The organism is Aureitalea marina (assembly GCF_002943755.1).
Lineage (GTDB): Bacteria > Bacteroidota > Bacteroidia > Flavobacteriales > Flavobacteriaceae > Aureitalea > Aureitalea marina.
On sequence record NZ_MQUB01000001.1, the window covers coordinates 1,529,588 to 1,545,534 of the forward strand.

Here is a 15,947-nt window from a genome sequence, read left to right on the forward strand (position 1 = left end):
CCATGCAGGTCTCAAAGCTTATTTGTAAGGTCCTTGTATCTGTTTCGCTTTTATTGGCATGGGGAATACATGCCCAGGACAAAGAACAAGTAAAAGACAGCCTAGGCAACTTCGGCGGTCCCGATCAGGTAGATAACCGAATTCAGCGGGATAAGGATGTGGTCAAGGCCTGGTTGGAATTTCCTTTCCTGGATGGCTACTTCAGTTTTAAAGAGCGATTTGCCGAGAAAACCGATATCAGCTTTGGGCTGGACTATTCCAATACCTTCATTGGCACCAATTCCGATGTGGGCGAAGGCAATGCAAGCAGCGGTGTCTTTCGTTTATACGGTTCCTGGGAACCCGTGGGTAAAAAATCCGGCAATTCCGGAGCCCTGGTCTTTAAGGTAGAGCACCGCCACAAATACGGCGATATTCCTCCTAAAAGTTTGGGTCTGGATATGGGCTATGCGGGGTTTATTGGTGCAGCCTACAACAACGATGGTTGGCGCGCGACTAACTTATATTGGAGACAGCGTTTTGCCGATGGCCGGGTTGCCTTGGTTGGTGGATTCCTGGATGTGACGGACTTTTTCGATGTCTATGGTTTGGCGGTACCCTGGATGCACTTTTCCAACCTGGTCTTTTCTACCGGTGTGGCCGCTGTAAATCTTCCTAACGATGGCTACCTGGGTTTTGCTGCAGGTGGCTGGATCAGTCAGAAGGTCTATGTCATCGCCGGTATTGGTGACATTAACTCCGACCCCACCGATATCTTCAACGGCTTTGACACCTTTTTCAATAAGAACGAATATTTCAAACACCTGGAAGTTGGAGTGGCCGGCTCACAGGACTATCTGTTCCTGGACAACATCCACCTGAGTCTGTGGCAACGGGATGCAACTTCGGCTACCGGGGACCCCAATGGCTGGGGATTAGTCTTATCGGCATCCAAATACATCAATAAGATTTGGTATCCATTCTTGCGCTATGCTTACACCGAGGATGCGGGCAGCCTTCTGCAAAATTCCTTGTCCACCGGCTTTGGTTACCAACCCGTGCAGGGGCGAGACCTATTAGCCTTGGGGCTGAACTGGGGACAGGTGAACGAGACCACCTTTGGCTCAGGTCTGGACGATCAGTTTAGTTTCGAATTGTTCTACCGCTTTCAGCTATCGACCAGGGTGGCGATCACACCGGATATCCAATACCTGATCAATCCGGCTTTGAACCCTCAGCAGTCATCTCTATTTTTATACAGTATTCGGGGAAGGATCGCCCTCTAAAGATGTAAATCCTATTTCATTTTTGTAGCTTCGTTTAAAACTCAATTAGATGACCAAAAAAATAAGCCTTTGTGCCGGCCTGATTATAGTTCTTCTTTTCTACGGAAACGCTTTTTCCCAAGTACAGGATAGCACGGAGACAAGAGGAGAATACCCTTACGTTCTTCCCATATTGGGAAAGAAGGCTTACGCTAAAGGATATAACCTTCCCCTACCCTTTAGTGCTTCTATCGGTACCATCTTTAACAAACAGGGGATCATCCTGGAAGACTTTTCCATGGCCTTTACCCAAGGGAATGAAGAGCCAGACTTCGATAGGTTACAACCCATCTCAGATCTTATCGTTTTTGGACCTTCAGAAGGGCGTATCAATACACTATTTGCCCGGGTAGAAGCCTGGGTACTACCCTTCTTGTCAGTAGGTGGATACTTTGGTAAGGTCTGGGGAGAACAGACGGTTACTTTAACGGCCCCAATTGAAATATCATCCGTGACAGATATAGACGGGCAGTATTATGGACTAAATCTGGTTGGAGTTGTACCCATTGGACCGGTAGTCCTGCAGGCGGATTATTCATGGGCATGGACCACCAATGACCGGCTGGATAAACCGGTATTGGTCAATGTAGCGGGTGCACGGGTGATCAAACGCTTTGTGAACAAAACCAACCCGGAACGGTTCTGGGGTGTCTGGGCAGGGGCCCAATCGCAGAAACTAGACAGTGAGACCTCCGGTAATATTCCGTTGGGAGAAGCACTTGGTCTGGACGAAACGGCTTTGAATGATCTGGATCAACGTTGGGAAACCTATACCATGTCTCCTGAGTTTACCGAATTACCACGCTTTAGACAGGAACTAATTCGTCGGGCCTACGAAGAGATCATCCGACCCGGTCTGGAAGGCTTGGCAGGAACAACGGTGTATTACAAGTTCAAAAAACGTTTGGAATTCGAATGGAACATGCTGATCGGTGGGACCTATCAATTTAATAGACATTGGGCAGCTCGCGTAGAATACGGCTTTCTGCAGAGCAAGCAACAACTCACCTTTATTGCTACCTACAATTTTGGCTTATAAGTTCGACAGTTATGTCTAAAGTCTACATCAAGTTTTATGGTACCCGCGGATCCATCCCGGTCTGTAGCAGAGATGTGGCTTTATTTGGTGGGAACACTACCTGTATTGCGATCTACCGGGAAAAGACCAAACGCCTATCCATACTGGATGCTGGTACAGGAATTCGAAATTTGGGCAAGGATATGAAACGCTTTTATGGCGATCAAAAGGACCTGAGCATCACCTTTAGTCATTTTCACTGGGATCACATACAAGGTTTTCCCTTCTTTGACCCGGCTTACGATCCGAAAATGAACATCAATATCCAGGTCTTTGGGAAGAAGATGGAAACGGGTGCTTTAAGGCAGATCTTTGCACAACAAATGCGGGAAGATTATTTCCCGGTTTCCTTAGACCGGATGGGTGCCACCTTCCACTTTGAATCGACAGCTGACGAAATCGTCAGCGCAGATGGACTGAAATTGACCTGTATTGAACAAAACCATCCAGGGGGTTCCTTTGGGTTTCGCGTAGATGTAGACGGGGTGAGTTTTGTGATCTGCACCGACCATGAGCACGGGGAGGAGGTCGAAGAAAAATACGTCGACTTTGCCCGAGGTGCCGACCTTTTGATACACGATGCCCAATATACTACAGGGGAATTGGCCACCCATAAAGGCTGGGGCCACAGCAGCTACGATCAATGCATGGAACTGGCGGAGCGGGCCGGAGTCAAGAGACTGGTTTTTACCCATCACGATCCAGATCACAATGATGAATTCCTGATCAAAATGGAAATGAAATGTCAGGACCGGTTTAAGGATAGCTTTATGGCCAGGGAAGGCATGAAAATATCAATCTGATCAAGATGAAACGATCTGGACTAATCGTATTTAGTTGTCTAGTGTTACTTGGCACCCCGGCCATCGCTCAAGTGACTAATCTAGATTTTAACGAGGAAACCGATAAGAAAGATTGGAGTTTTAGTTTTACTCCCTATGCGCTTTTAGCTGCCCAATCCACCGATGTGGGCGGAGAAAAGATCCGTCAGTCCTTCAATGACCTCTCATCCATTACGAATGCCGGCTTCCAGTTTGTTTCGACCGTTCGTTATAAGCGGTTCTCCTTCTCAGTAGACGGAACCTTTGCTACCCTGGGTATTGAAGAGGAATCGGGGCCCGTTAGTATCGAAGTTGGCATCAAGCAGAATATAATTGACCTCCGCGGAGGCTACACTTTTTACAGCACCTTCCAATCGGAAGAAACAGATATTGCTAAGGGATGGTCTATAGAAGGTACCCTGGGGGGTAAGAATTGGGTGAACAACCTGGTGATCGATCTGAACATCGACCTGGGCCCCATCGGGTCCATACAGGAACGTATACGTGAGCCGTTGAGCTGGTGGGATATGATGGTCGGAGTAAGAACCAACATCCTGGTATCGCCAAAGGTTCTGCTAGGTGCATCATTCAGTGTTGGCGGATTTGGTATTGGAGATTCTTCAAAATTCACGCACGATCTCACTTACATTAACGCCTTCCGGGTCTGGCGATACATGACTATCAATGCAGGCTTTAGGAGCTTCAAATATAAGCGCATAGATAACGGCCTGGAAACTAAGGTCAACGTACTTGGGCCTTTGCTGGGTGTTTCTTTTATCCTGAATTAAGAAATCGTTCACAACTTAGCTGCCCTACCTTTCCTATTTTTGGGCTGTATGCATATAAGAATTGCACTTTCCATCTTATTACTGACAGGAATTCACCTGATTTCCTGCGCCCAGCGAGGCAATGAATCTGTTGGTCTGGTCACTCCTTCGCGGGATTATACCATACAAACAGTCGTACCCGATCTGGACAACCCCTGGGGTATGGATTGGCTTCCCGATGGCAGCATGCTGATCACGGAGAAGTCTGGAGATCTGATCCACTGGGTGGATGGACAAAAGAGAATGATTGCGGGAGTTCCGGATGTCTATGTTCGTGGTCAAGGTGGATTTATGGATGTGGCTGTTCATCCGGATTATGCAGACAACGGTTTTATCTTTTTTACCATGGCCTCCTCCGAGGGGCCCGGTGACGGCGGAAACACCCAATTGGTGCGAGCCAAATTATCCGGAAATAGTCTAACAGAAGTGACCGTATTGTATAAAGGAACTCCCAACTCCAGGATAAGCAGGCACTGGGGTTCCAGGATCGATTTTGACGATGAAGGGCATGTATACTTTTCCATAGGAGATCGGGCAGATCGGGATACCAACCCCCAGGATATTACTCGGGATGGTGGTAAGATCTACAGGCTTAATCTGGACGGCAGTATTCCCTCAGACAACCCCTTCGTAGGAGAAGCAGGTGTCAAAGAAGCTATTTATTCCTATGGCCACCGAAACCCTCAGGGCATGGCAAGGCATCCCGAAACCGGGCAGATCTGGACGCACGAGCACGGGCCCAAAGGTGGGGATGAGGTAAATGTTATTCAAGCTGGAAAGAATTACGGCTGGCCGGTGATCTCATATGGGGTCAACTATAGTGGCAGCAGGTTTACCGATATCACCAAAAAAGAGGGCATGGAACAGCCTATTTACTACTGGGTGCCCTCCATTGCCCCCTGCGGAATGGATTTTGTGACCGGAGATAGATATCCTGATTGGAAAGGAGATCTGCTGGTAGGTTCACTGAAATTCAACTATGTAGAGCTTTTGCGCTTAGATGGCGACCGGGTGATCGGTCGTGAAAAGATCGCCGAGGACATCGGACGAGTCCGCAATGTGCGCATGGGACCGGATGGTTATATTTACATCGGCGTTGAAGGCCAAGCCATCCTGCGCATTGAACCCAAATCCTGACTATGAAAATGACCTTTAGTTTACTCATATCCCTGCTGCTGATCGGTTGCGGAAATACAGAAAATAAAACAGAAGATCAACCCATTAAGATCCAGCAAGGCGGACAGCAAACTTCTCTGGAAGACAGTATGGCAAGGGGAGTTGTATTGTATGAGGATTTCTGCATTCAATGCCATATGCCAAATGGACAAGGGGTAACCGGGACCTTCCCCCCTCTTGCGGGCTCCAATTGGCTAACCGAAAAAAGGACGGCAAGTATTCACTCGGTGAAGTTTGGACAGCAGGGCAAGATCGAGGTCAACGGGGTCACTTACAATGGCATCATGACGCGCATGGGCCTGAGCGATGACGAAGTAGCCGATGTGTTGAACTACGTAATGAACAGCTGGGGAAACACTCAATCGGAAATGGTCACTCCTCAAGAAGTGGCCCAGGTAGAGAAATAGACCCCCCGAACTGCCAAGAATAAGCTATTCTGATTAACTTTGCGGAAACCTGATCGCTCATGCTTGTAATTGGTGTTGCCGGAGGTACCGGAAGCGGGAAAACCACTGTGGTCCAACAGATCGTAAACGATCTACCCGCAGAAGAAGTCGGCGTGATCTCCCAAGACTCCTACTATAAGGATCTCAGCCAGATGAGCTACGATGACAGATGCCAGATCAATTTTGATCATCCGGACTCTATCGACTTCCAAATGCTGATCCAGCATATTAAAAGCCTTAAAGGAGGTAAGTCCATTCAACAACCGGTATACTCTTTTGCAGTTCACAATCGTTTGGAAGAGAGTACAACTATCGAACCACGAAAGGTTTTGATCGTGGAGGGAATCCTCATCCTGTCCCAACCTGAGCTAAGGAAATTGCTGGATCTGAAACTCTATGTATATGCCGAAAGTGATGAACGACTTATCAGGAGATTAAAACGTGATATAGTAGAGCGAGGAAGAGATCTGGAGGAAGTCATCGATAGGTACCAAAATACCTTGAGGCCCATGCATAATGAGTTCATTGAACCGTCCAAGGAGTTTGCCGATGTGATTATCCCGACACACAGAAGAAACCGAGTAGCTGTCGAACTGATCCGCGATATCATCGACCAAAGAATAGCCCAGGATCAATGAAAAAACTAAAGGAGATAGGTAAAAATAAGTGGGTAAAATACCTGGGAAACACCTATGTGATTATTCTCATTCTTTTTATCGTTTGGATGTTGTTCTTTGACACCAATTCCTACTTGATCCACAGCGAGCTGAATGACGATATCAAGGCCCTGGAGGAAAATGCGGAATTCTATCAGCAAGAGATAGACAAAGACACGGAATTCATTGAAAAAATGGAGGACAGCAACGAGATCGAGCGCTATGCTCGGGAAAAGTATTACCTGAAACGCGAGAACGAGGATATTTTTATCATCGAAGACGCCGACAGTTTGAAAACCGATACCGAAAATGAGTAAAGCTCTTTTTGACTCCTTTCAACCAGTCAGTTCTGCTGGTTGGAAACAGAAGATCCAAGCCGATCTAAAAGGCGCCGATTACAATAATACCCTGATCTGGGAAAGCCCGGAAGGTATAGACGTAAAGCCTTTTTATCACCGGGACGAAAATGATAAACCCTGGGACGGTATCCCGGGCCAACCGGAACAATGGAAGATTGTCCAGTCCTATTTCATAGACCAGGAAGAGGTAGTGAACCACCTTGTGAAAGACAGCCTGAAACGAGGAGCAGACGCCATATGGTTGAAAGCCGAAAATTCATTTGATTGGTCCAAGCTACATCATGAAATTGATCCAAATGGTCATACACTTTACCTCCAACTCGATTTTGCGGACGCAGATTTTGTTCAACAACTAAACGTTGAATCGAAAAGAGTCAAGACAAATTCCCATTTGTTGCTCGACCCATTGGGCCATCTAATATCCAATGGGAACTGGTATAAAGGTCAGCAGGAAGATGTGGCCTTGCTGGAACAAATCGGAAAAGGCGATTGGCTCAGCAATCTGACGGTAGATAGTCGTGTCTATGCTGAAGGCGGAGCCCATGCAGTACAGCAGTTGGCCTATGCTATTGCACATTTGGTTGAATACCTGCAGCAGCTGGAGTATAGTGCTAATTTGAAACCACTTTTTATTGTTGGGTTAGGTTCAAATTACTTCTTCGAGATTGCCAAGATCAGGGCTATGAGATGGCTCTATGCGACTGTGGCCAAGGAGTTTGGCCTTTCCCAGGAATGTCATATCCTGGCCCAACCCGCAAGACGCAACAAGACCCTATACGATTACAATGTCAATATGCTGCGCACCACCACCGAGTGCATGAGTGCCATTTTGGGAGGAGCGGATGCCATCTGTAATTCCCCCTACGACTCTATTTACCACAAAAGCAACGAATTTGGTGAGCGCATTGCCCGCAACCAGCTTTTGATCATGAAGGCCGAGAGTTACCTGGATCAGGTATCCAATGCTGCCGATGGTGCGTATTATATCGAACGCCTCACCCAGCAGCTGGCCCAATCGGCATTGGAAATTTTCAAAGAGATCGAGCAAAGCGGAGGACTACTCAAGCAGCTCAAAGATGGTACCATCCAACGAAAGATCAGAGAATCGGCAAAGGGGGAACAGACTCTTTTTGATGAAGGAGACAAGACCTTGATCGGGACCAATAAATATCCTAATCCACAGGATAAGATGAAAGATGAACTCCAACTCTATCCCTTTCTAAAAAGAGATCTAAGAAAAACAGCTATCGAACCGGTCCCTGCCAAAAGACTGGCCGAAAAATTAGAAAAAGAACGCCTCAAAAATGAAGAAGATGCTTAAGTACCTATCCCTTTTAATACTAACTCTTGCCGTTGTAAGCTGCGGTCCTGAATTAGAAATGAAATACCAGGAAAACCCGCAACCGGTAGAATGCCCTGGAGCAGATAAGGCGCTATTACATGAGGCTCTGTATAGTTTCCAGGAAGATATTGCCAAGGCCTACAATTACAAGCGGTTTGATCCCAAAGAACCACTGTATATCGTGAATGGATACCGCTATTTTGTTCACAAAGGCGGTTTGGGTGAAGCCGATTTCGCAGAATTGATGTCCAGTCATACCAAGGCTGTGCTCCAGGAACTTCGGAAAGAACCTATCTGGTCCGATGTAGAAGGTTACAGCAACCTGGACTACCAAAGCGAGTTTGTGGTCTGTGTTTTGGACAACATCAAGAACAGGGACATGCAGGAGACCTTCGCATCCTTGAACGAGATCAATTCCATGTCTCCCAAATTGACGGCAGAACCGCTACGTAGAAACGTCAACCAGGTAGCCAATGACCCCTACCTGGCCATGTATATCGCCCTGGACTATTACTACAACTATCTATTAGACCTGGAAAGCGAATAGGTATGAAGCGAAAAGCACTGCAACACCTGGAGCTTGTTCCACGCCCGGCCAATTCACAAGACAGGTCCGAAAAGATGACGACCGCCGAAGGAATTGCTATCAAGGCCAGTTACAAGGCTCAGGACCTGGATGGAGCGGAACACTTGGATTTCATTGCCGGTATCCCGCCTTACCTCCGTGGTCCCTACAGTACGATGTACGTTCGACGACCTTGGACCATCCGGCAGTACGCGGGATTCTCTACAGCGGAGGAAAGCAACGCCTTCTACCGAAGGAATTTGGCAGCGGGTCAGAAAGGTCTCTCTGTCGCCTTTGACCTGGCGACACACCGCGGTTACGACAGCGACCACGAACGGGTGGTTGGAGATGTTGGAAAGGCCGGAGTGGCCATCGACTCTGTTGAAGATATGAAGATCCTCTTCGATCAGATACCCTTGGATAAAATGAGTGTTTCCATGACCATGAACGGTGCTGTTCTGCCCATTATGGCATTCTACATAGTAGCCGCGGAAGAACAAGGGGTGGAACCTAAAGCCTTGGCCGGGACCATACAAAATGACATCCTTAAGGAGTTTATGGTGCGGAATACCTACATCTACCCTCCTACGCCCTCCATGCGGATCATCAGTGATATTTTCGAATTCACTTCCAAGAACATGCCGCGTTTCAACTCCATTTCCATTTCGGGTTATCACATGCAAGAAGCAGGGGCGACCTGTGATATCGAATTGGCGTATACCCTGGCAGATGGATTAGAGTACATCAGGACAGGATTAAAGGCCGGAATGGACATAGATTCCTTTGCACCCAGGTTATCCTTTTTCTGGGCCATCGGTATGAATCATTTCATGGAGATTGCCAAGATGCGCGCAGCTCGTATGCTTTGGGCCAAGATCGTAAAGCAATTCGACCCAAAGAATCCAAAATCCCTGGCACTGAGAACACATAGCCAGACTAGCGGTTGGAGCTTGACCGAACAGGATCCCTTTAACAATGTGGCCCGAACCTGCATTGAAGCGGCAGCAGCGGCATTTGGCGGGACCCAGTCATTACACACCAATGCCCTGGACGAGGCCATAGCACTACCAACCGATTTCTCGGCCCGTATCGCTAGGAATACCCAGTTGTACCTGCAGGAGGAGACTGAATTAACGCGGACCACAGATCCTTGGGCAGGAAGTTATTATGTGGAATCCCTCACCCGCGATATCGCAAACAAGGCCTGGGAATTGATACAGGAGGTAGAAGACCTGGGTGGAATGACCAAGGCCATAGAGGCGGGAATCCCCAAGTTGAGGATCGAAGAAGCAGCTGCCCGGAAACAAGCCAGGATCGATAGTGGGCAGGATGTGATCGTCGGTGTGAATAAATATCGCCTGGAGAAGGAAGACCCCTTGCATATTCTGGATGTAGACAATCAAAAGGTAAGAGAATCCCAATTGGCCCGCTTAAAGAGCCTGAAAGAAGGGCGAGACGAGCAAAAGGTGCAAGCCTGCCTGCAAGCCCTGACCAAATGTGCTGGTAGTGGAGAAGGAAATTTGTTAGCTTTGGCCGTAGATGCCGCCCGACAGCGAGCTACCCTGGGAGAGATCAGCGATGCCTTGGAAAAAGAGTTCGGTCGTTACAAGGCCCAGATCAAATCCTTTAGCGGAGTTTACAGTAAAGAGATCAAACAAGACCCTACATTCGAAAAAGCCCGTGAAATGGCCGACACCTTTGCCGAACAGGAAGGTAGACGGCCCAGGATCATGATCGCTAAAATGGGACAGGACGGTCACGACCGGGGAGCTAAAGTTGTAGCCACAGGATATGCCGATGTTGGTTTTGACGTCGATATCGGGCCTTTGTTCCAGACGCCTTCAGAAGCTGCCAAACAAGCTGTAGAGAACGACGTCCATATACTGGGTGTCTCTTCCTTAGCCGCAGGCCACAAAACCCTGGTGCCCGAGGTGATAGAAGAATTAAAGGGATATGGTCGTGACGATATCATGGTGATAGTAGGAGGGGTAATTCCCGCCCAGGATTATCAGTTCTTATTCGATGCCGGTGCTGTAGCGGTTTACGGACCGGGTACACGGATCAGTGAAGCAGCTGTAGAAATACTGGAAATTCTCATTGAAAGCAATAAGTAACAATTTAGTTACTTAGTGTTTTGTTACTTATTGATTTAAATTCGTAACTTGCCCTTGTGCAAATGCCTTTCAAATTTGGTAAAGTTGTTCAGGACGACTTTTTTGTAAACCGGGAATCGGAGATACATCATATCTCCAATCTCCTGGGATCCGGCATTAATGTTACCCTGATCTCACCGCGCCGCTGGGGCAAGTCGTCCTTGCTCTTTAAGATCGGACGGGAAATGGAAAAGAAGAACCCCGGGGTACGATTTTGTTTTATCGACCTGTTCCAAACCCGTTCGGAGGAAGAATTCTACGCCTATTTTGCCACCGAAGTGATCCGTGCCTCCTACAGCAAGTGGGATGAGCGCATGGAACAGACCAAGAATTTCTTTAAACAGATCATCCCCCGCTTCAGCTTTGGCCTTGACCCCCAGGAACAATTTTCGCTTTCATTTGATTGGGAAGAGGTCAAAAGACATCCCAACGAGATACTGGACCTGCCGGAGAAGATATCCATCCAAAAGAACATCAGGCTCATTGTGTGTCTGGACGAATTTCAGAATATCGCTCATTACGACGAAGACCTCGCTTTTCAGAAAAAACTGAGGGCTGTCTGGCAACGGCATCAACATTGCACTTATGCGCTATACGGGAGTAAGCAACACATGATGGCGGAGTTATTCGAAAATAAGTCCATGCCCTTCTACAAATTTGGGGAGATCCTCTTTTTGGATAAGATAGATAACGACCATTGGAGGCGCTACATCAGCCGGAAATTCAGGAAAAGTGACAAGAAGATATCGGCAAAACTAGCTGGTAAAGTTGCCGACCTAGTAGACAATCATCCCTACTTTGTACAACAATTGGCCAACGCGGTCTGGTTACATACGGATGAAGTTTGCACAGAGGATGAGATCAAACAGGGGTTAAATCATCTGCTAACTCAATACGATATGTTCTTTAGCCGGGAGGTAGATATGCTCTCCAATCTGCAGTTGAACCTGCTGAAGGCAATTGCCTGGGGAGAGGATCAACTGACGGCAAAATCGACCATAAAAAAATACAAACTATCCTCCTCTGCCAGTGTGATCCGGTCACGGGAAGCATTGGTACAAAAAGAGGTTATCGATATATTTAATCAACGAATCGAATTTTTGGATCCCCTTTTCGGACTATGGATCCGTTCGACCTATCAAAAACCATAACAATGAAATATACAGAGGGAATGCTTAAAGCCGATGCGCTAAAGGGAAAGAATATCATCGTTACCGGTGGTGGAAGTGGTCTGGGAAAGGCTATGACCACTTATTTTCTGGAATTGGGCGCCCAGGTGGTGATCACATCCCGAAACATGGACAAGCTGCTTACTGTAAAAGAAGAACTGGAAAGTCAGACCGGAGGGACCGTGTTGCCGGTGGCCTGTGATGTAAGGAATTATGAAGAGGTAGTTAAAATGAGAGACAAGGCCATCGAGGCTTTTGGACGGATCGATGTGCTGCTGAACAATGCCGCAGGAAACTTTATCTCGCCTACCGAACGCCTGTCTGCCAATGCCTTCGATACCATCATCGATATTGTCCTTAGGGGAACCAAGAACTGTACCCTGGCCCTGGGAAAACACTGGATAGACAGCAAACAGGAACAGGCCAATGTGCTCAATATAGTGACCACCTACGCCTGGACCGGATCGGCCTATGTGGTACCGAGTGCCTCAGCCAAGGCGGGGGTACTGGCCATGACGCGTTCACTGGCCGTAGAGTGGGCCAAATACGGTATCCGAAGCAACGCCATTGCACCAGGCCCCTTCCCTACTAAGGGAGCCTGGGACCGACTGCTACCAGGTGAACTGAAGGAAAAGTTCGACCCGGCCAAGAAAGTGCCGATTGCCCGTGTAGGGGACCATCAGGAATTAGCCAATCTGGCAGCCTACGTAGTTTCTGATTACGCTGCCTATATGAATGGTGAAGTACTGACCCTGGATGGAGGAGAATGGCTGAAAGGAGCCGGACAATTCAACCTACTGGAAGCGGTACCGGAAGAGATGTGGGACATGCTGGAGATGATGATCCGCTCCAGGAAAAAATCCTAAGGGTTTTCCCACGCAAGATTTCTACAGGCGATTACGTTTTATCAAGAACCAAGAGCGCTCTATAATCCTTCGTTAGGCCTAGAATATACGGGGGTTCCTGAGTAGAATTGACCATTGATAAATTGGCTTGGTGTTAACAAATTTGATTTTCTATCCACATAATTAATCGTACTTTTAGAACCATAAAATTGTAGGAAACGGATGGGTAAGATCATTGCGATTGCCAACCAGAAAGGAGGAGTAGGAAAAACGACCACGTCAGTCAATCTGGCTGCCGGGCTCGGTGTGCTGGAGAGACGGGTTTTGCTTATCGATGCAGACCCACAGGCCAATGCCACTTCGGGCTTGGGTGTAGATGTGGATCAAGTAGAGAAAGGCACCTATCAATTGTTGGAGCATACGGCTAACGCTGATGAGGTCATTATCGGGACCAATTCACCCAATGTGGATATCATACCGGCCCATATAGACCTGGTAGCCATCGAGATCGAACTGGTAGACAAAGAAGCCAGGGAATATATGTTGAAGGAGGCTATAGGTTCGCTTAGGGATCAATATGACTTTATCCTGATCGACTGTGCCCCTAGCCTGGGCTTACTTACGCTAAATGCCTTGACTGCGGCAGATTCCGTCATTATACCCATACAGTGCGAGTACTTTGCTCTGGAAGGCTTAGGGAAACTGCTCAATACAATCAAAAGTGTACAGCGGATCCACAACCAGGACCTGGATATCGAAGGCCTGTTACTGACCATGTACGATTCCAGGCTCAGATTATCTAACCAGGTGGTGGAAGAGGTCAAGAAACACTTTGACGAGATGGTTTTTCAGACCATTATTCAACGAAATGTGCGCCTGGGAGAAGCACCCAGTTACGGGGAAAGCATCATTACCTACGATGCAGGTAGTAAGGGAGCCAATAATTACTTAAGTTTGGCTAACGAATTAATCGAAAAAAACGCTGCCGTTCATGGCCAAAGCGACTAGAAAACAAGCACTTGGACGTGGTTTGTCCGCCTTACTCAAGGACCCGGAGAACGATATCCGATCGGTGGAGGACCGGCATGCGGACAAAGTTGTTGGGAACATCATTGAGCTGGATCTGGCGCTTATAGAGACCAACCCATTTCAGCCAAGGACTTCCTTCAATGAAGAATCCCTGCGGGAACTGGCCACCTCCATCAAAGAATTGGGGGTCATTCAACCGATTACGGTTCGAAAGGTAGATACTGACAAATTCCAGCTGGTTAGTGGAGAGCGACGCTTTCGGGCGTCTAAACTGGTTGGTTTGGAAACCATACCTGCCTATGTCCGTCTGGCCAACGACCAGGAATCCCTGGAGATGGCCCTGGTGGAAAATATCCAGCGTCAGGATCTGGATCCAATCGAGATCGCCTTATCCTATCAGCGGCTTATCGATGAGATCCAACTGACCCAAGAGGAACTCAGCGAACGAGTAGGCAAGAACCGCTCTACGATCGCAAACTACCTGAGGCTGTTAAAGCTGGACCCTATCGTTCAGACAGGAATGCGTGATGGCTTTATAAGCATGGGACACGGAAGGGCCCTGATCAATGTAGATCAATTGGAGGATCAACTAGACCTCTATGAAAAGATACTGAGCCAAAATCTGTCAGTGAGGGAAACGGAAGCCATGGTGCGCAGTTACAAGGATCCGGGAGCCTCACCTGCAAAAGTGAAGCGGGAGACTCCGCAATTTGCCTTGGACGCAGCCCAGGAACTCAAAGATCGCCTGGGTGTAAAGGTTAAGGTGAAGGTAAATCCATCTGGCAAGGGTCAACTTGCTATTCCCTTTGGCAGTAAGCAGGAACTGCTCAGATTACTCCGGCAAATGAGTGGTGAGGACTAATTGGGTACATATCATCCTATTCCTTTTCGGTTTTGGGGCTACAGCACAGGTCAGCGATTCGGTCCAGGTGGCCAAGGACGACCAGGTTGAAGTAGTAGCCGAAGACCTGATCAAAGAACCGTATAACCCTTTGGCCCCCTCTACTGCAGCCTTCTATTCTGCAGTCCTACCCGGGCTTGGACAGGCTTATAACAAACGCTATTGGAAGATTCCCATCATCTATGCCGGGCTGGCAACGGGAGTCTATTTCTACATTCAGAATGACAACGATTACAACCGGTTCAGGGATGCCTATAAAAGGCGATTGGCCGGGTTTACTGACGACGAATTCTATGGTCCGGGAGATAATCCCATTATATCGGATGATCGTTTGATCGATGCCCAGAAGTCCGCTCAGAAGAATAAGGATTACAGCCTGATCGTTGTCCTCGGCTTTTATGTACTCAATATCATTGATGCTAACGTAGATGCCCATCTGAGGCAATACAACGTGAGTAAAGATCTTAGCTTAAGCCCTGGCGTACAGCTGGACCCGATAAATGCCCAACCCAATTATTCACTTTCCTTTACCTGGGATTTCTGATGAAGATTGCACTAATCGGTTATGGAAAGATGGGCAAGACCATCGAACGCCTGGCCCTGGAAGACGGTCATCAGATCACCCATCGCATCCACAAGCTGGAACGCAATGAAGATCTTTCCCTAGCCGATGTGGCCATCGAATTCTCCATACCCGAAGCTGCACCGGACAATATTTTATATTGCCTGGAGCAAGGTCTTGCCGTGATAAGCGGGACAACCGGCTGGTTAGATCGCTACCAGGAAGTGATAAATAAATGTGAAGCCTGTAACGGATGCTTTGTCTATGCGTCGAATTTCAGCATTGGCGTGAATTTGTTCTTTCACCTGAACCGTCAATTGGCTCAGATCATGAACAGCTACCCACAGTATGATGTTAGCATGGAAGAGACCCATCACATACATAAACTGGACGCACCGTCCGGAACTGCTTTGACCCTGGCTGAATATATAATTGAGGCCCGGGATGAGCTGAGCGGATGGACCCTAGAGAATGGACAAGACAATAATCTGTTTATCAATGCGATACGGGAAGGCGAGGTGAACGGAATACACGAGATCACTTACGGCTCTGAGGTAGACCGGATCAGCATTAAACATCAGGCAGATAGCAGGGATGGTTTTGCAAAGGGTGCTATCTTAGCGGCCCAATGGTCATTAGGGCGTCAAGGGGTGTTCTCTATGACCGATGTATTAAATTTAAACACCGCCCCTGGCGGAGAAAACAACTAATCGA

17 protein-coding genes are annotated in these 15,947 nt (G+C 47.8%); all 17 read left to right on the forward strand.

Annotated elements, in window-relative coordinates:
* Positions 1-2: 2 nt before the first annotated feature.
* The 17 genes from BST85_RS07060 to dapB all read left to right on the forward strand — a co-directional run bounded on the left by BST85_RS07060 (position 3) and on the right by dapB (position 15,943).
* Positions 3-1,265: a carbohydrate porin gene (locus tag BST85_RS07060; protein ID WP_104812603.1), complete on the forward strand. Its 1,263-nt coding sequence runs from the start codon at positions 3-5 to the stop codon at positions 1,263-1,265.
* Positions 1,266-1,314: 49 nt separating this feature from the next.
* Positions 1,315-2,343: a hypothetical protein gene (locus BST85_RS07065; protein WP_104812604.1), complete on the forward strand. Its 1,029-nt coding sequence runs from the start codon at positions 1,315-1,317 to the stop codon at positions 2,341-2,343.
* 11 nt (positions 2,344-2,354) lie between these two features.
* The gene (locus BST85_RS07070) at positions 2,355-3,185 is read left to right on the forward strand and encodes an MBL fold metallo-hydrolase (protein WP_104812605.1); all 831 of its coding nucleotides are present in this window, start codon (positions 2,355-2,357) and stop codon (positions 3,183-3,185) included.
* 5 nt (positions 3,186-3,190) lie between these two features.
* A complete protein-coding gene (locus tag BST85_RS07075; RefSeq protein WP_146090676.1) occupies positions 3,191-3,991 on the forward strand; it encodes a hypothetical protein in 801 nt (266 codons plus the stop codon).
* A 48-nt stretch (positions 3,992-4,039) separates the two neighbouring features.
* Entirely contained in the window at positions 4,040-5,167 is a 1,128-nt protein-coding gene (locus BST85_RS07080) for a PQQ-dependent sugar dehydrogenase (protein WP_104812607.1), read from the forward strand.
* A 2-nt stretch (positions 5,168-5,169) separates the two neighbouring features.
* Complete coding sequence (locus tag BST85_RS07085) at positions 5,170-5,613, forward strand: c-type cytochrome (protein ID WP_245917653.1); 444 nt, start codon at positions 5,170-5,172, stop codon at positions 5,611-5,613.
* Positions 5,614-5,672: 59 nt separating this feature from the next.
* Positions 5,673-6,290, forward strand: coding sequence for a uridine kinase (gene udk / locus BST85_RS07090; RefSeq protein WP_104812608.1), 618 nt, complete (start codon positions 5,673-5,675; stop codon positions 6,288-6,290).
* Complete coding sequence (locus BST85_RS07095; protein WP_104812609.1) at positions 6,287-6,625, forward strand: FtsB family cell division protein; 339 nt, start codon at positions 6,287-6,289, stop codon at positions 6,623-6,625. The genes udk and BST85_RS07095 overlap by 4 nt, the downstream gene beginning before the upstream one ends.
* On the forward strand, positions 6,618-7,988 hold the full coding sequence (locus BST85_RS07100; RefSeq protein WP_104812610.1) for a methylmalonyl-CoA mutase subunit beta: 1,371 nt from the start codon (positions 6,618-6,620) through the stop codon (positions 7,986-7,988). Before BST85_RS07095 ends, BST85_RS07100 begins: the two co-directional genes overlap by 8 nt.
* Complete coding sequence (locus BST85_RS07105; RefSeq protein ID WP_146090677.1) at positions 7,981-8,556, forward strand: hypothetical protein; 576 nt, start codon at positions 7,981-7,983, stop codon at positions 8,554-8,556. The genes BST85_RS07100 and BST85_RS07105 overlap by 8 nt, the downstream gene beginning before the upstream one ends.
* 2 nt (positions 8,557-8,558) lie before the next feature.
* Positions 8,559-10,688, forward strand: a complete 2,130-nt coding sequence (gene scpA / locus BST85_RS07110; RefSeq protein ID WP_104812612.1) for a methylmalonyl-CoA mutase — start codon at positions 8,559-8,561, stop codon at positions 10,686-10,688.
* Positions 10,689-10,750: 62 nt separating this feature from the next.
* Positions 10,751-11,878: an AAA family ATPase gene (locus BST85_RS07115; RefSeq protein ID WP_104812613.1), complete on the forward strand. Its 1,128-nt coding sequence runs from the start codon at positions 10,751-10,753 to the stop codon at positions 11,876-11,878.
* Between the two features lie 2 nt (positions 11,879-11,880).
* Positions 11,881-12,762, forward strand: a complete 882-nt coding sequence (locus BST85_RS07120; protein ID WP_104813939.1) for an SDR family oxidoreductase — start codon at positions 11,881-11,883, stop codon at positions 12,760-12,762.
* 201 nt (positions 12,763-12,963) lie between these two features.
* Positions 12,964-13,749 (forward strand): ParA family protein, encoded by a 786-nt coding sequence (locus tag BST85_RS07125; protein WP_104812614.1) that lies wholly within the window; start codon positions 12,964-12,966, stop codon positions 13,747-13,749.
* Positions 13,733-14,632 (forward strand): ParB/RepB/Spo0J family partition protein, encoded by a 900-nt coding sequence (locus BST85_RS07130; RefSeq protein WP_104812615.1) that lies wholly within the window; start codon positions 13,733-13,735, stop codon positions 14,630-14,632. The genes BST85_RS07125 and BST85_RS07130 overlap by 17 nt, the downstream gene beginning before the upstream one ends.
* Positions 14,622-15,215 (forward strand): DUF5683 domain-containing protein, encoded by a 594-nt coding sequence (locus BST85_RS07135; protein WP_219842116.1) that lies wholly within the window; start codon positions 14,622-14,624, stop codon positions 15,213-15,215. Before BST85_RS07130 ends, BST85_RS07135 begins: the two co-directional genes overlap by 11 nt.
* Positions 15,215-15,943, forward strand: a complete 729-nt coding sequence (gene dapB, locus BST85_RS07140) for a 4-hydroxy-tetrahydrodipicolinate reductase (RefSeq protein ID WP_104812616.1) — start codon at positions 15,215-15,217, stop codon at positions 15,941-15,943. Before BST85_RS07135 ends, dapB begins: the two co-directional genes overlap by 1 nt.
* The last annotated feature ends 4 nt before the right edge of the window (positions 15,944-15,947 follow it).

What these genes read in the sequence shown, in the direction of transcription:
- BST85_RS07085 (WP_245917653.1), top strand. Translation starts at nt 5,170, where the DNA reads ATGAAAATGACCTTTAGTTTACTCATATCCCTGCTGCTGATCGGTTGC.
- BST85_RS07115 (WP_104812613.1), top strand. Translation starts at nt 10,751, where the DNA reads ATGCCTTTCAAATTTGGTAAAGTTGTTCAGGACGACTTTTTTGTAAAC.
- BST85_RS07065 (WP_104812604.1), top strand. Translation starts at nt 1,315, where the DNA reads ATGACCAAAAAAATAAGCCTTTGTGCCGGCCTGATTATAGTTCTTCTT.
- dapB (WP_104812616.1), top strand. Translation starts at nt 15,215, where the DNA reads ATGAAGATTGCACTAATCGGTTATGGAAAGATGGGCAAGACCATCGAA.
- BST85_RS07100 (WP_104812610.1), top strand. Translation starts at nt 6,618, where the DNA reads ATGAGTAAAGCTCTTTTTGACTCCTTTCAACCAGTCAGTTCTGCTGGT.
- BST85_RS07130 (WP_104812615.1), top strand. Translation starts at nt 13,733, where the DNA reads ATGGCCAAAGCGACTAGAAAACAAGCACTTGGACGTGGTTTGTCCGCC.
- scpA (WP_104812612.1), top strand. Translation starts at nt 8,559, where the DNA reads ATGAAGCGAAAAGCACTGCAACACCTGGAGCTTGTTCCACGCCCGGCC.
- udk (WP_104812608.1), top strand. Translation starts at nt 5,673, where the DNA reads ATGCTTGTAATTGGTGTTGCCGGAGGTACCGGAAGCGGGAAAACCACT.
- BST85_RS07105 (WP_146090677.1), top strand. Translation starts at nt 7,981, where the DNA reads ATGCTTAAGTACCTATCCCTTTTAATACTAACTCTTGCCGTTGTAAGC.
- BST85_RS07075 (WP_146090676.1), top strand. Translation starts at nt 3,191, where the DNA reads ATGAAACGATCTGGACTAATCGTATTTAGTTGTCTAGTGTTACTTGGC.
- BST85_RS07070 (WP_104812605.1), top strand. Translation starts at nt 2,355, where the DNA reads ATGTCTAAAGTCTACATCAAGTTTTATGGTACCCGCGGATCCATCCCG.
- BST85_RS07060 (WP_104812603.1), top strand. Translation starts at nt 3, where the DNA reads ATGCAGGTCTCAAAGCTTATTTGTAAGGTCCTTGTATCTGTTTCGCTT.
- BST85_RS07120 (WP_104813939.1), top strand. Translation starts at nt 11,881, where the DNA reads ATGAAATATACAGAGGGAATGCTTAAAGCCGATGCGCTAAAGGGAAAG.
- BST85_RS07080 (WP_104812607.1), top strand. Translation starts at nt 4,040, where the DNA reads ATGCATATAAGAATTGCACTTTCCATCTTATTACTGACAGGAATTCAC.
- BST85_RS07125 (WP_104812614.1), top strand. Translation starts at nt 12,964, where the DNA reads ATGGGTAAGATCATTGCGATTGCCAACCAGAAAGGAGGAGTAGGAAAA.
- BST85_RS07095 (WP_104812609.1), top strand. Translation starts at nt 6,287, where the DNA reads ATGAAAAAACTAAAGGAGATAGGTAAAAATAAGTGGGTAAAATACCTG.